General features: G+C 41.4%; 13 protein-coding genes. 7 read left to right on the top strand and 6 right to left on the bottom strand.

Annotation, left to right across the window (positions count from 1 at the left end; genetic code table 11):
• Positions 1 to 144: 144 nt before the first annotated feature.
• Positions 145 to 693, bottom strand: a complete 549-nt coding sequence (locus J5A56_RS10000) for a glutathione peroxidase (protein ID WP_021672951.1) — start codon at positions 691 to 693, stop codon at positions 145 to 147.
• A 602-nt stretch (positions 694 to 1,295) separates the two neighbouring features.
• Here J5A56_RS10000 and J5A56_RS09995 point away from each other — a divergent pair.
• Positions 1,296 to 1,751: a DUF6078 family protein gene (locus tag J5A56_RS09995; RefSeq protein WP_021672950.1), complete on the top strand. Its 456-nt coding sequence runs from the start codon at positions 1,296 to 1,298 to the stop codon at positions 1,749 to 1,751.
• Between the two features lie 419 nt (positions 1,752 to 2,170).
• Here the strand turns inward: J5A56_RS09995 and J5A56_RS09990 are convergent, their stop codons facing one another.
• From J5A56_RS09990 to J5A56_RS09980, 3 genes are all read right to left on the bottom strand, one after another.
• Positions 2,171 to 3,061 (bottom strand): RluA family pseudouridine synthase, encoded by an 891-nt coding sequence (locus tag J5A56_RS09990; RefSeq protein WP_021672949.1) that lies wholly within the window; start codon positions 3,059 to 3,061, stop codon positions 2,171 to 2,173.
• Positions 3,062 to 3,212: 151 nt separating this feature from the next.
• A complete protein-coding gene (locus J5A56_RS09985) occupies positions 3,213 to 3,746 on the bottom strand; it encodes an HD domain-containing protein (protein WP_036920408.1) in 534 nt (177 codons plus the stop codon).
• Positions 3,747 to 3,836: 90 nt separating this feature from the next.
• The gene (locus tag J5A56_RS09980; protein ID WP_036920393.1) at positions 3,837 to 5,615 is read right to left on the bottom strand and encodes an oxaloacetate decarboxylase; all 1,779 of its coding nucleotides are present in this window, start codon (positions 5,613 to 5,615) and stop codon (positions 3,837 to 3,839) included.
• Between the two features lie 141 nt (positions 5,616 to 5,756).
• Here J5A56_RS09980 and J5A56_RS09975 point away from each other — a divergent pair, with 141 nt between their 5' ends.
• The 6 genes from J5A56_RS09975 (at position 5,757) to J5A56_RS09950 (ending at position 9,685) form a co-directional block, all read left to right on the top strand.
• Complete coding sequence (locus J5A56_RS09975; RefSeq protein ID WP_021672946.1) at positions 5,757 to 6,569, top strand: hypothetical protein; 813 nt, start codon at positions 5,757 to 5,759, stop codon at positions 6,567 to 6,569.
• A gap of 113 nt (positions 6,570 to 6,682) precedes the next feature.
• A complete protein-coding gene (locus J5A56_RS09970; protein ID WP_021672945.1) occupies positions 6,683 to 7,528 on the top strand; it encodes a MotA/TolQ/ExbB proton channel family protein in 846 nt (281 codons plus the stop codon).
• 22 nt (positions 7,529 to 7,550) lie between these two features.
• The gene (locus J5A56_RS09965) at positions 7,551 to 8,066 is read left to right on the top strand and encodes a hypothetical protein (protein ID WP_021672944.1); all 516 of its coding nucleotides are present in this window, start codon (positions 7,551 to 7,553) and stop codon (positions 8,064 to 8,066) included.
• On the top strand, positions 8,063 to 8,608 hold the full coding sequence (locus J5A56_RS09960) for an ExbD/TolR family protein (protein ID WP_021672943.1): 546 nt from the start codon (positions 8,063 to 8,065) through the stop codon (positions 8,606 to 8,608). The genes J5A56_RS09965 and J5A56_RS09960 overlap by 4 nt, the downstream gene beginning before the upstream one ends.
• A complete protein-coding gene (locus J5A56_RS09955) occupies positions 8,605 to 9,081 on the top strand; it encodes an ExbD/TolR family protein (RefSeq protein WP_021672942.1) in 477 nt (158 codons plus the stop codon). The genes J5A56_RS09960 and J5A56_RS09955 overlap by 4 nt, the downstream gene beginning before the upstream one ends.
• 94 nt (positions 9,082 to 9,175) lie before the next feature.
• Positions 9,176 to 9,685 (top strand): Lrp/AsnC family transcriptional regulator, encoded by a 510-nt coding sequence (locus tag J5A56_RS09950; RefSeq protein WP_021672941.1) that lies wholly within the window; start codon positions 9,176 to 9,178, stop codon positions 9,683 to 9,685.
• A gap of 707 nt (positions 9,686 to 10,392) precedes the next feature.
• On the opposite strand, the gene J5A56_RS09945 is transcribed toward J5A56_RS09950, so the two are convergent.
• On the bottom strand, positions 10,393 to 12,015 hold the full coding sequence (locus tag J5A56_RS09945; protein WP_021672940.1) for an MFS transporter: 1,623 nt from the start codon (positions 12,013 to 12,015) through the stop codon (positions 10,393 to 10,395).
• 160 nt (positions 12,016 to 12,175) lie between these two features.
• Positions 12,176 to 14,335: a S9 family peptidase gene (locus J5A56_RS09940; protein WP_021672939.1), complete on the bottom strand. Its 2,160-nt coding sequence runs from the start codon at positions 14,333 to 14,335 to the stop codon at positions 12,176 to 12,178.
• Positions 14,336 to 14,337: the final 2 nt, after the last annotated feature.

Here is a 14,337-nt window from a genome sequence, read left to right as displayed (position 1 = left end):
TAGATGGGGTTAAACCAAAAACTTCACCTCCCTGCATTATCTGCTTTATGGGAAGATTTCATTTATAGTTTAACCCCACTAAGAACTACAAATCCTTAACCATTACCCCATTTAGGGCTATAAAAACTTACTTGTCAGTACTGATTACAATGCAGCCTCAACAGCCTTCTGAACCTCCTTAAGGTCAACTGTTGGCTCGAAGCGTGCAACAACCGCACCATTGCGGTTAACGAGGAACTTTGTAAAGTTCCACTGAATGTCGTTCTGCTTGCGTGGTTCTGTGTTTGCCTTGTTGTAAAGGTCTTCCATGATAGCAGCCAACTTCTCCTCATAAGCACCACCAGCATAGCCCTTCTGACTCTTCAACCAAGTGTAGAGAGGAAGCTCGTTAGCACCGTTCACCTCACTCTTCTTGAACTGTGGGAAGTCAGTACCAAACTTTGCTGTACAGAACTCGTGAATTTCCTCGTCTGTACCTGGTGCCTGATGACCGAACTGATCACATGGGATATCAAGAATCTCAAGACCCTTCTCCTTCAGACTGCGATACATTGCCTCCAAATCCTCATACTGTGGAGTGAAGCCACAACCTGTTGCTGTGTTTACGATAAGGAGTACCTTACCCTTATATGCCTCGAGACTTACCTCGTTACCTTTCTTGTCTTTCAAACTGAAATCATAAACTGTTGCCATAATTCTTAATTCTTTATTAAATTCTACAATATTATTTTTAATACGTAAAGACTATATCTACCTACTCTACCACGCCAAAAGATAGCACCACAAAGATTCGTGAATTCTTCAGAGAAACGAAGCCTTATAGGCATTTTCGCCACAAACTTCAAGCAGTCAAACGGCTAAACGCAAGATGAGCTACATCTGTATAGAGCCATAATACACCTTTGAATAGTAGAAAATAATCTTTACTTTGTTCATCCTATGAATATTCATAAGGGGCGCATCACTTCCTTCCATCATCAACTATTATCCGTGCCACGCCCCCTTATCATACTATTACGAACTACTTATCCTTACAATCTTTTTTTACCTAAAATCGACTAAACCATTACTTTTTATTGCAAAGATATAAAAAGAAACTTATATCGCAAACGACCGCACCTTGATTTTAACATCATTTTACAGCTCCTATATAATAACTAATCACTATTAAACCATCTTAACAGAAGCTCTACCTTTCTGAAAGATTATCGCTCTATATTCACTCGAATACAAACTGAATTTATTACTTTTGTATTCTGTAATCCCATACATGAAAAGGAAACACCGTGAATAATATGAAATTTCAAGAAACTACAACCGAAATGGAAAACAAGAACAAGTATCAAGATGCCCCGAAACACTATCTTTTATGCTATAACACAGCCTGCAAGAAGGCTAAGACATGCCTGCGCCAGATCGTTGCATGCGAAAACATCAATAAAGAGAAAATCGTACAATGCGTAAATCCGTCTGTAAACGGTGGAGAAAACTGTGACTACTATAAAGCGGACCGTATTGTACGCATAGCTTACGGAATGGGACATACGTTCGACAAAGTACTGGCAACCGATATTGCGAGGATACGAGGAACGCTTGTTAGGCACTTCGGGAATGGCTCTTACTACGTTCGTCGTAATGGTAAAAAAGGCATTACACCTGCTGAACAGGAATATATCAACAGCATCTTCATAGCTTATGGATACGCAGAAGGAGCCTGTTTCGATAATTACAAGGACGAACGGGAATGGTAGAGGTGGCATTACAGAACATTACAAAGGCTTTGTAGAGAAATTACAAGGCGCTTGTAGAGAGATTACAAAGGCTTTGTAATATTCTGTAGATACTCTTTTCGTATCAAATCGTTATACTATATAACAGAAGAAAAATACACAAATCTATATTAATCTTGGATAACATTTGGGGTTATCAGCCTTGGATTCATATCTTTTTTCTTATTTTTTCCTTATGAGTATCCTTAATTCCACAACCAGATACACAATTTCTTGTCAACATATTTATAAGCCTCTGAGGAACAATAAAGTTCCTCAGAGTTTTGCGTTTGCAGAATTTTCACTAACTTTTTAATGTCAAAAAAAGTAGTATAAATCTACACGACATGACAAAGATATCAAAATACGAGAATATTGTTTCCTACAGCGGAGTTTTTCTATTACTTGAATAAATGTTTGAACAAGGCCGGCACTGGTGTTTCAAACTCCATGCGCTGGTGTGTAACAGGATGATAGAAACAAAGCACGTATGCGTGCAAGCAAAGTCGGCGCAGCGGATCATCGCCATTTCCATACTTGATGTCACCGCAGACAGGATGCCCCATGTCGGCTGAATGTACACGAATCTGATTCTTCCGACCTGTCTCTAACTGATACTCCACGAGACTATGCGCAACCGTACGGTCAAGTACATGAAAATGCGTGACAGCATATTTTCCGCCATTATCCACAGGTGAACTATAAGTAATATATGACTTATTGTCCTTTAACCAGTTGGCAATCGTCCCCTCATCGTTTTCCATCTCACCACTTACAACAGCCACATAACGGCGATCGTAAACAATATTATGCCAGTCATGCTCCAGCAACTGCTCGGTTTGCATATCCTTTGCATAAATCATTAATCCCGACGTATCACGATCAAGGCGATGCACAACATGAGCAGAACATTTCTGCTTTGTCTTGCGGAAATAATCATCAAGAACAGTCTTCACGTTCAACGAGGAATGACCTGCTGCCATCGAAAGTATACCAATGTTCTTTTCAACCACAACCAAGAATTTATCTTCATAGACAATCTTCACATAGCGACTGTGGAACAAATCGTTCTTTTTGCTCTTGCTGACTGATATCTTGTCACCAGCTTTCAGCTGATGATCGAACTGCGTAACGCACTTGCTGTTCACCTTGATACCACGGTTCTGTAGCGTTGCTTTCACCTTGTTCTTGCTCTCATTCAGATTAGCCAACAACCATTCAAGCAACAGAGCAGATTCCGTCACCTTATAATGCTTGTATTTCTCCTCTGTATAGGGATTCTTTCTTATCATACGACAAAAGTACAAAGAAATAATGACTTAAACTATTCCAAATATAATAAATAAATAATGTGTTATGCATCACTATGGGCTTGACAACTCTGAAAAAAGAACAAAAGCGTTTGAAGCATTAACGCACGTAAGGTGACACCCATCAAAAGGCTTAGAATATTTTTACCCACGCTCGGAAACGAGCAAGTCCTTCCTCTCCAAACTTAGAAAGGCTTGCCATTGCTTGCTCAACAGTCTTTTCTTTATCAAGATGTGTCTTAGAAAAGAACTTATCTGCATAACAAATGACCTTTTCTTCCATTGTTTCAGGAAGGAAATCTTGTTCTGGAAGTGGTAGCTTTTGTGCGATAATTTGGCTGCGCGTTATACCTGCTCCCGTATGACGTTCACAAACACGGGCATGTCGAGGGAAGCCTTCTGCACGCAACATATCAGCGCCAATACGACCATGACAAATATAAGGCTCGGTACCAAAGCATTGTATGCCAGGAGCATTACAACGAACAATACCAATATCATGTAGCATAGCAGCTTCCTCTATAAACTGACGGTCAAGCGATAACTCTGGATGACGGTCGGCAATAGCAAGAGCCTTATCTGCAACAGAACGACTATGAACAAGAAGGATTCGTCTTAATTCGTTATCCTCAGGATAGTATTTATCGATAATTGCCTGATAATCCATATTCATTAAAAAAGCCACACTTCCCCACTCCAACGACTTATATCGCCATGAATGAGGAACCGTGGCCCTACCATTTAGGATATTCTTTTCTTATTCTTCGTGTGCTCTCTCAATGTAAGCGATAACCTCGCCCTTATCTACCTTAGCACCCTGCTTTGCGTTGATCTCAACCAACTTGCCACCGAGGGCAGCAGGAACAGTTACGAACTCACCCCAAGGAGCCTGAATGTAACAGAACACATCACCTTCTTTATACTCCTTACCGATGAATGGTTCAATAGCTGGAGCAGCCTCACCATCACCCTGGAACTCCCAGAAGAGCTGACCCTTAACAGGAGAAACAATAGCATCAGCCTTAGCATGCTTGAATGCTGCGGCTTCCTCTGGACTTACCTTTGCGCCGAGTTTAGCATCCTTTGCTGCCTGAAGGTCGGCGAGGAAGTTCTTCTTAGCCTGTCCGCTCTTGTAGTTGCGGTACTGCTCTGGGTGCATAGCTAACTCGAAGAGTTCCTCATCATCCTGTCCGTAATCCCATCCATTCTCATCCATTTCCTTGCGGAAGTCGTCAAGAGCGTTTGGAAGTAAGGTGTGAGGGTCGGCATCAGTGAACTCAAGACCCTTCTCCTTAGCAAGGTCTTTCAACTCCTGACAAATCTCACCGGGGACACGACCACTCTTACCAAGAATCATACCCCACATAGAATCATCCATCATTACGAAGCGACCCTTACCCTGCTCAAGGGTGAGGAGGTTCATAAGAGCAATGTTCTTTGTGTATTGTGAGAATGGAGTTACCAATGGAGGATAACCAACGCGTGGCCATACGTATGCTACCTCATCGAACAACTTAACAAGCATATCATCTACAGAAAGTTCTGCCTCGCCCTTCTTCTTGCGGAGGTTATTGATAGTTGAACGGATACCACCGAGGTCAGCCATCATTGAACCCATCATACCACCTGGCAAACCACAGCTAAGAAGCAATGAACTCATAATCTTATTCTGTGGGTTAATGAAGTAGCCGAGCCACTCATCAATGAACTCCTGAGTCATAGCACGAGCCTTCATGTAGGCATCCATGTTAATTTCTGGTACATCAAAGCCTGCATTCTTCAACATGCTCTGTACAGAAATAACGTCTGGATGTACCTTACCCCATGACAATGGCTCAATAGCAACGTCAAGGATATCAATACCGTTCTTAGCTACCTCAAGCATAGAAGCCATTGACAAGCCAGGACCAGAATGACCGTGATACTCAAGGAGTACGTCTGGGTGCTTCTCCTTAATGCGACGAGTCAACTCGCCAAGGAATGCAGGCTGACCGATACCAGCCATATCCTTCAAGCAAAGCTCCTCCGCACCAGCTGCGATTTCCTCGTCAGCCAACTTACAGTAGTATTCAATTGTATGAACAGGAGAGGTAGTGATACAGAGTGTACCCTGTGGAGTCATACCAGCTTCCTTAGCCCACTTCAATGCAGGCGCAATATTACGAATGTCGTTCAGACCGTCGAAGAGACGAGTGATATCCACACCCTGAGCATGCTTTACACGATACATCATCGCACGAACATCATCAGGAACAGGATACATACGCAAAGCGTTCAGACCGCGGTCAAGCATATGAGTCTTGATACCAGCCTCATGCAGAATCTTGGTGTAGGCACGTACAGACTCATTAGGGTTTTCACCTGCCAAAAGGTTTACCTGCTCGAAAGCACCACCATTGGTCTCTACACGTGCGAAACAACCCATCTCAATAAAGATAGGTGCAATACGTACCAACTGATCCTTGCGTGGCTGGAACTTACCAGAACTCTGCCACATGTCTCGATAAATGAGACTGAACTGAATTTTCTTTCCCATATATATATTCAATATATTATCTAAATAAAGGGATTGCAACATGCAATCTGACCTGCAAAATTAGATAAAAATTTCCAAAAAACGACTGACAGCTAACATTTTTGCAATAATTGACTATCTTTGCAGTCTAAAAGTTAGTACATGAAGAAATTGTTTTTTCCTCTCATCGCTTTTACATTACTTCTTCTTACGGCTTGCTACAATCAGGTATCGACAGGAGACAGCAGAGCGATTGATGTGGAAGTCCAACTAAAAGGTGATAGCACACGCTATGGATTGGCGTGTGACGGCTGTTCTGACTCTGTGATTGTTCTCCTACCTAACGAGGGAGGCGACCCAATAAAGTTTGACATTGTAACGGCTAAACGTAATGGTATGGTCTACGGAACACCGCAGATCGGCGATGCATTGGCAATCGTACCTAACCCCATTGACTCACTTGAGGCCGTAATGGTTATTGACCTTGAACAGATGAAGGGTACTTGGACTTTCCAAGTTCTACCGAAGTTAAAGCCAAACCCAACGAAAACAGAAGAAGAGATTTTGGCTGAAATGAGTGATTCGATGAAGAAAGCACTCTTTATACCACGTGAATACGGTTTTACACTAAAGAGTTACAATCAGGCTTCACCAGTAGGTTATATTATGAAAGCCAACTCTTTGGAAGATGAAAGTCCTGTTGAATACCCCAAGGTGACTGTTTACACAAGCTGGCACATCTTCAATGGCAGACTCTACATCTTTAAAGACACGATTGATGAAAAGGGACATCGTATTCCACAAGACTCTGTTGGATTTGACTCTGGCTCAATGCGTTATCTCTCTGCAGACTCAATGGCTGCCCTCTTTGGCAAAAAAGTGATGCAATATCATCGCAAGAAAAATGCTATAGAAGCGAATAAAGAAGCCCAAAAAGCTGAAGAAAAGAATATTTCGACATCTGTCAGAAAATAAAAAGAAATAAATAACAAGTTATTCTCAATGCTAAAATCGTTTAGATTGATTTATCTTTAATCAATCAAGAAACGATAAAATTTTAATAAAGGAGACTATTATAGGTATTTAACATGAAGAGATTAATAACACTGTTTTCATTCATAACGATTCTAACTTTCTCTTGTTCGGTTATTGTTTCAGCCCAAGCGACGACAGGAGCAGCTGCTACAGCTACTGCTGATACACTTTCGGATGAAGCCCTAAATGAGACTGGCGTTGCTGACACCGCAACCGTTAAAACATCCACTCCTCAGGACACAGGCATACATCAGTCGCTGAAACGAAAGTTTATTGAGGGTAATGCGGGATTTATGTCGCTGGTAGCATTAGCTTTAGTGTTGGGCTTGGCGTTCTGCATAGAGCGTATTATTTACCTAAGTCTTTCGGAGATTGATGCTAAACGATTTGTTGGTAAACTGGAAGATATGATTGTCGCTGGCGAGATTGAGCAAGCAAAAGCCTTGAGCCGTGACACACGTGGACCAGTAGCATCCATCTGTTATCAAGGTTTACTACGAATAGACGATTCTATTGAAAACATCGAACGCAGCGTCACTTCATATGGTAGTGTACAAAGTGCAAACCTTGAAAAAGGATGTTCATGGATAACGCTCTTTATCGCAATGGCTCCATCACTTGGATTTCTTGGTACTGTTATCGGTATGGTAATGGCATTCGACCAGATACAAGAGGCTGGAGACATCAGTCCAACAATTGTTGCATCAGGTATGAAGGTAGCTTTGATTACGACTATCTTCGGTATCATTGTAGCACTTGTTTTGCAAATCTTCTACAACTACATCCTCTCAAAGATTGACCATATCACAGCACAGATGGAGGAATCAGCCATCTCACTGTTAGATGCGATAATGAAATACAAGTTGAAAACAAACCATAATGGTAATTCAGAATTATAACTTCTGAATTAAAACAGGTCGTATGAAAAATATAAAAGGAATAGCAAAGATGGACGAAGAGCGCATATCACAACGCGTTCTCTACATGATAGTAGCCTTATCAGCTATTGTCTTTTTGGCGTTCTATCTTATTGGTTATGACACACCTTATGCTGGCAACACCTCCTTCAATGCACCTATGCTTACCGATGTCTTACTTGGATTTATGTGGGGATTGCTTGTTATTACAACTTTAGCTTCTATTTTTGCCGTTATTCGTGGTATACAACGCGCTAACAAAAACGAGGGAGTTACGAATGGTATTCCTGCCAGAAAGATAACCTACATCATTTATGGTGTGACAGCACTTATACTCCTCTTGACATTTATCTTTGGTTCAACGCAGACAATGATGGTCAATGGGCAGAATTTCACCGACAGTTTCTGGCTTCGAATGACAGATATGTTTGTAAACAGTTCACTACTCCTTCTCATCCTTGCAGCAGGAGTTGTAACCTTTGGTGCGACACGTTATTACAGAAAGGGACGTGGGAAATGATGTTTCGTAAGAGAGAACGAAGAAAAGTGCCTATACTAAATACAACATCAACAGCTGACATCTCTTTTATGCTGTTGATATTCTTCCTTGTCGCTTCTTCAATGGACCTTGACAAAGGATTATCACGCCAGTTGCCAGCCATAGACAAAACGAAAACACCTCCAGTTGCCGTTGATAGCAAAAAGGTTATCCGTATTGCTATTGATGCCAAAAACCAAGTTACACTTGATGGCAAAGTTGTGACGATGAAAGAACTTCTACAACGAGTAACACAGTTCATTCAAACCAATGGAAAAGGACACCTTATCCAATTACAAAGTGATCGCGATGCTTCATACGATACTTATCTCCACGTACAAAATCAGTTAGTAGCAGCCTACAACACCCTACGCAACCAACAAGCGTTCAATCTTTTTGGCAAAGAATTTGAGCTATGTAGTCATGAACAGCAGAAACAAATAACAGATGAAATACCCATGCGTATATCAGAAGTTTATAATGTTACTACAGCTGACAAAACAGATAAAGGAGGTCCGAAATGAAATTCTATCGTGGCAGAAATCATGAAATCCCAGCATTGAACACAGCTTCAATGCCCGACCTTATATTCTCTATCCTCTTCTTCTTCATGTTAGTTGTTCACATGAGGAAAACAACTGTACACGTAAAGTATCAAGTGCCAATGGCAACAGAACTCTCACGAATGTATAACAATTCAAGTATACAACACATCTATATCGGTCGGCCAATCAACAAGCTGGGTCAAGTAGAAGGGGAAAAGATGGTGATACAGTTAAATGACAATATCACGACCATCCCTGAAATTAAAAAATATCTTATTCAACTCTCAGCCGCATTACCTCAAGAACAGCGCAAACAACTCAGCATAAGCATTAAGGCAGACCGTAATGCTGATATGGGTACGATTATGGATCTCAAACAAGCTTTGAGAGAGGCTAACGTATTGAATGTCAACTTTACTGCTACTATGAGTAGAAATAATAAACTGAAGTAAGCCATAAAGTTGTAATTCGTTGTAAAAAACAACATTTCATTTTGCTAATTAGAAGTTTTTTAATAACTTTGTATGCAAAATAACATAGATAATAATGGCACATAGAAGTTTAGACCGTCTTGACAAAAAGATTCTGCACCTCATCTCTGAGGATGCACGAATTCCATTCCTTGAGGTTGCACGTGCTTGTAATGTTAGCGGTGCAGCTATTCATCAACGTATTCAGAAGCTAACAAACCTTGGAGTAATAAAAGGTTCACAATTTATTATTGACCCTGAACGTATCGGTTATGAGACCTGTGCTTTTATTGGTTTGAACCTTAAAAACCCAGAAAAATTTGATGATGTTGTTGAAGCTTTGCGTCAGATCCCAGAGATTGTAGAGTGTCACTACACCACAGGTGAGTATGACCTCTTCTTGAAGATTTACGCTTACAACAACCATCACCTTATGTCTGTTATTCACGACAAGCTGATGCCACTTGGTCTGTCACGCAGCGAGAGTTCTATCTCTTACAATGCTGTTATCGACCGCACCTTACCTATCGAGGGTATGAAGGTGGATGACATCGTTCTGGAGGATGAAGAAGAGGATGGAGAGTAAAACTACTTTCTACCTATTTATAGCGTAGAAACACACAAAACCCTTTAACAAAGGATAGTCCATACGGAGAAACCCGCACAATCACTGTACGAGTTTCTTCGTTTTCATACTATCAACATCTATTTTACGCACGATATACCCTACTTAGTTAACTTCAAGTCTATCCAATTATATACCATCGAAGATTATGAAAAATATTAACAAAGAGACTTTCTAATTGAGTCAATTTAATGCTCAAAAAAGTCATTTTTCACATCGTCGCAACCACCTATCAACCAGAAAGTTACAAAAGCATGTGACAAAAGGTGCTTAGTTAGCCTCCAAAAGGGCGTTAGTAAGACCTCAAAAGGGCATCTTTTGAACTTCAATTGGGCGTTAATTCAACTCCAATAAAGCATCTATTGAAAAACAAGTTGTGATTTTTCTTTACATTTTAAGCAAATCAAAGGAGTCCAAAAGCTCAGTGGATGAGCTAATCATAAGTTTGGAATGATGAGACTGGTATGCCTCAATCCCTTGTTGGGATGAACTAAAAGAAGCGTCATTAACGGAACAATGCAATATTCCGTCACATTAAAAAATGTCCTCACAAGCAAAAAATCACTTATGAGGACAATCCAATTAAATATCTTTATGCTGTAGATCGACTTACAAGTATTCCATTATTATATGTGATAATCGCATTTTCGTCCTTTGTTACAGCCTTATTATGCTTTGATATTTGGTTCTTCCAAACCAAGATGACGTTTCTTATCAACAACCTTCAAAGTAAGACCAATGACAAGTGCTATTACACCAAGTCCAGCCAACATAACCAGCGGAGCTGTATAGTTGAGCTTTGTTGGGTCGGTAACACCAACGTTTGTCTTATCAAGTACCTTACCAATAAGCAATGGGAACAACCACAAACCGATGTTCTGAATCCAGAAGATAAGTGCGTAAGCTGAACCGATAATCTTTGCATCTACCAGCTTTGGAACACTTGGCCACAGTGATGCTGGAACAAGTGAGAACGAAGCACCGAGAACGAGGATGGTTACATAAGCAACGATAACACCACCTACCTGACTTGTCTTGAATTGTGGAAGAACGAAAGCAAAGGTGAGATGACAGATAATCAGTAGCAATGAACCCAAAACGAGCATAGATGCAGCCTTACCCTTATGGTCAACATAGCTTCCAAGGATAGGTGTGATACCTACTGCAAGCAATGGGAACACGGCAAAGATAGACTCTGCAGACTGACGCATATAACCCATGTAGCAGTAAACAACAAGACTCAGAATTGACAAGAAGAGCATAGCGTTCTTCAAAGCCTTATTCTTCATAAAGTTGAACATGAAAGCTGTTGCTGCTACAACGAGCATAATAAGGTACTGAACGATGGTCACACTTGATGAAGCCCAGAATGAACCTACAGGTGGCTCATGGAAAGTAAGGTTACACTGAAGCATATTTACCGCATACTTCTGGAATGGGAAGATAGCTGAATAATAAAGTACACAGAGCAATGCTACGAGCCAGAAGCCCATACTGGTAAGAATCTTTCCAAGGTCGCTAATCTTAAATGGATCATCTTTCTCTTCAGCTTCACCTGTCTGCGAATCGAGTTTCTTATCCATAAAGAAGTAAACGACGAACATCATCAATGCAATACAGATGAGTACTACACCGAAAGCTACTGAACGAGATACGCTAATATGACCACCGAGCTTAGCAAAGAAAGGTGAGAAAATCATACAGGTAGCAACGCCAAGACGTGCCAAAGCCATCTCTGACCCCATTGCCAACGCCATCTCACGCCCCTTGAACCACTTTACAATACCACGTGAAACGGTGATACCTGCCATCTCAACGCCGCAGCCAAAGATCATAAAGCCACAGGCTGCAACCTTTGCTGATGCTGGCATCCCCTCATAGAAAGGAGAAACGCCTAACTGCTCAAAGACAGGAATATGGTTAAGATGATTAGTAAACCATACGTCAAGTGCGCTACCAGCAAAGCTTTCACTAACAGCATAGTACTTAATCAAAGCACCTGCTAACATCACTGCACCAGACAAAATAGCAGTGAAACGAACGCCCATCTTGTCAAGGATGATACCTGCGAAGATGAGGAAGAAAACGAAGACATTAAGGAATGTCTCTGAACCCTGCATAGTACCGAATGCTGTTGAGTCCCAACCTCTCTGCTCCTGCATTAACTCCTTAATTGGAGAGAGGATATCAACAAAGATGTAGGCACAGAACATTGCCAGGGATAAAAGGAGGAGAGCCGTCCAGCGCATTGCTGCTGAATCTCTCAGTGTTGTTTGAATTTTATCAGTCATGATGAATTTATTAGTTAACAAGTTTACGAGTTGACAAGTAAACGAGTTGTTTGTTAGATTATAAGTTAAAAGTGAACAAGTTTACAGTTAACATGTGAACGAGTTAATACTATCAAGCATCTTGTTTACTTGTAAACTCGTTCACTTGTCTACTTACCAACTACTTCTTCAACCAGCGATTAAGCCAATTAAAGAATGTACGCTGCCAAAGAACTCCGTTTTGTGGCTTTAATACCCAGTGATTCTCATCAGGATAGAGAAGCAACTCTGCAGGAATACCACGCAGACGTGCTGCATTGAAAGCACCCATTCCCTGGTTGGCATTGATACGATAATCCTTTTCGCCATGGATGCAAAGGATTGGAGTATCCCAGTTATCAACCTTCAAATGAGGACTATTTGCGTATGTGCGCTTAGCAGCCTCGGTCTTATCCTTATTCCAATAGGCATCATCATACTCCCAGTTGCTAAACCAAGCTTCTTCTGTATCGGTGTACATACTCTCAAGGTTAAAAGCACCATCATGTGAGATGAAACACTTGAAACGCTTGTTGTGAATACCTGCAAGATAGTAAACAGAGAAACCACCAAAGGAAGCACCAACGGCACCCAAGCGGTCCTTATCTACAAATGGAAGATTGGTTGCTGCATCATCAATCGCAGAGAGATAGTCTTTCATACACTGACCAGTCCAATCAGTACTAATCTCCTCGTTCCATGCACTACCAAAGCCTGGCAAACCACGACGGTTTGGAGCAATAATAACATAGCCATTAGCCGCCATTATCTGGAAGTTCCAACGATAGCTCCAGAACTGTGAAACAGGACTTTGTGGACCGCCTTCACAGAAGAGCAATGTAGGATATTTCTTATTTGGATCGAAATGTGGAGGAGTAATTACCCATTCCATCATCTCTTTGCCATCGGTTGTCTTTACCCAACGAGACTTGACGTCACCCATAGCCAACTGGTCATAGATATGCTTATTTTCAAAGCTAAGCTGTGTCTGAACGCTTGCCTTCTCCTTCTTAGCAGGAGTAACAGCGAAGATTTCATTAGCCTGAGAGATACTCTGACGGATAGCAAGTAACTTCTTATCGCCAAGCAGTGAGATACTTACATAGTTATGGTCGCCTTCTGTCAACTGTTTTACCTCACCTTTGAGGTTGGTCTGATAGACATTTACCGTAGCATGCCATACTCCAATGAAATAAAGATCCTTGGAATTAGGACTCCATGTATAATCATCTACATTTGAATCAAAGCTCTCTGTTACGTAAGTCTTCTTACCTGTTGCCAAGTCATAAACACAGAGACGATTGCGGTCACTTTCATAACCATTGTTCTTCATACTCTGCCATGCAATGTACTTGCCGTCAGGGGAAAACTTAGGATTCACATCGTAACCTACATTCATATCTCCAGGCTGATGGTTCACAGCCTGATTGCGCATACTCTTTGTTGCATCAATCTTTGGTTCAACATAATCAGCTGGCTTGCAGAGATTCTTTGTTTGGCGAGTTTCTACATTATATATATATATGTCGGCATCGGTAGAGATAGCATATTGTGTACCTTCTTTTTTACGACAGGTATAAGCCATAAGTTTAGAGTCTTTGCTCCAATCAATCTGTTCAATACCACCGAATGGAGCCAACGGACTCTCATAAGGTTCTCCTTCAAGTACGTCAACACCTGCACCAACACCCTCAGCTGTTACGTCTGCAACAAAAGGATGTGCATTTGTTGTAACGTAATGGTCCCAGTGACGATAGTTCATATCGGTGATAACCATACCCGTTGCCTTTGGCAAGTCACTTGGGTTCTTCTTGATAGTGCCATAGTAAGGGATACTCTTAATGAGAACAACACGCTTACGGTCTGGTGAGAAGCGGAAGCCTTCAATATCAATCTCCGACTTTGTCAACTGCTTTCGGTTAGAACCATCAGCATTCATTGTCCACAATTGTCCACCCGTTAGGAAGGCTAATGTGTTGTTGTCGAGCCACGCTGCATCACTCTCACTCTTTGCAGAGGTAGTAAGCAGACGGTCGTTCTTGCCATCAGCATCCATCACGCGTAGCACCTGATGCCCTTTGTTTTCTTTAATACTGTAGTAGCCTACCTGATAGACAATCCGTTTGCCGTCAGGTGAAGCCTGTGCAGCACCGATACGTCCCATAGCCCAAAGCGCCTCAGGAGTCATGAGATCACTTGTAAGCGTAATGTTGTTACGTCCGATGTTTACATCTTGCGCTTGTGCAACACCGCCGCTCATCATCAGAGCCGCAGTCATTGCCATGGTTAAGTTTTTGTTCATAG

This window comes from Prevotella melaninogenica, assembly GCF_018128065.1.
Lineage (GTDB): Bacteria > Bacteroidota > Bacteroidia > Bacteroidales > Bacteroidaceae > Prevotella.
Note: the sequence above shows the minus strand (reverse complement) of the source record. Positions and strands in the feature narration are given on the sequence as shown.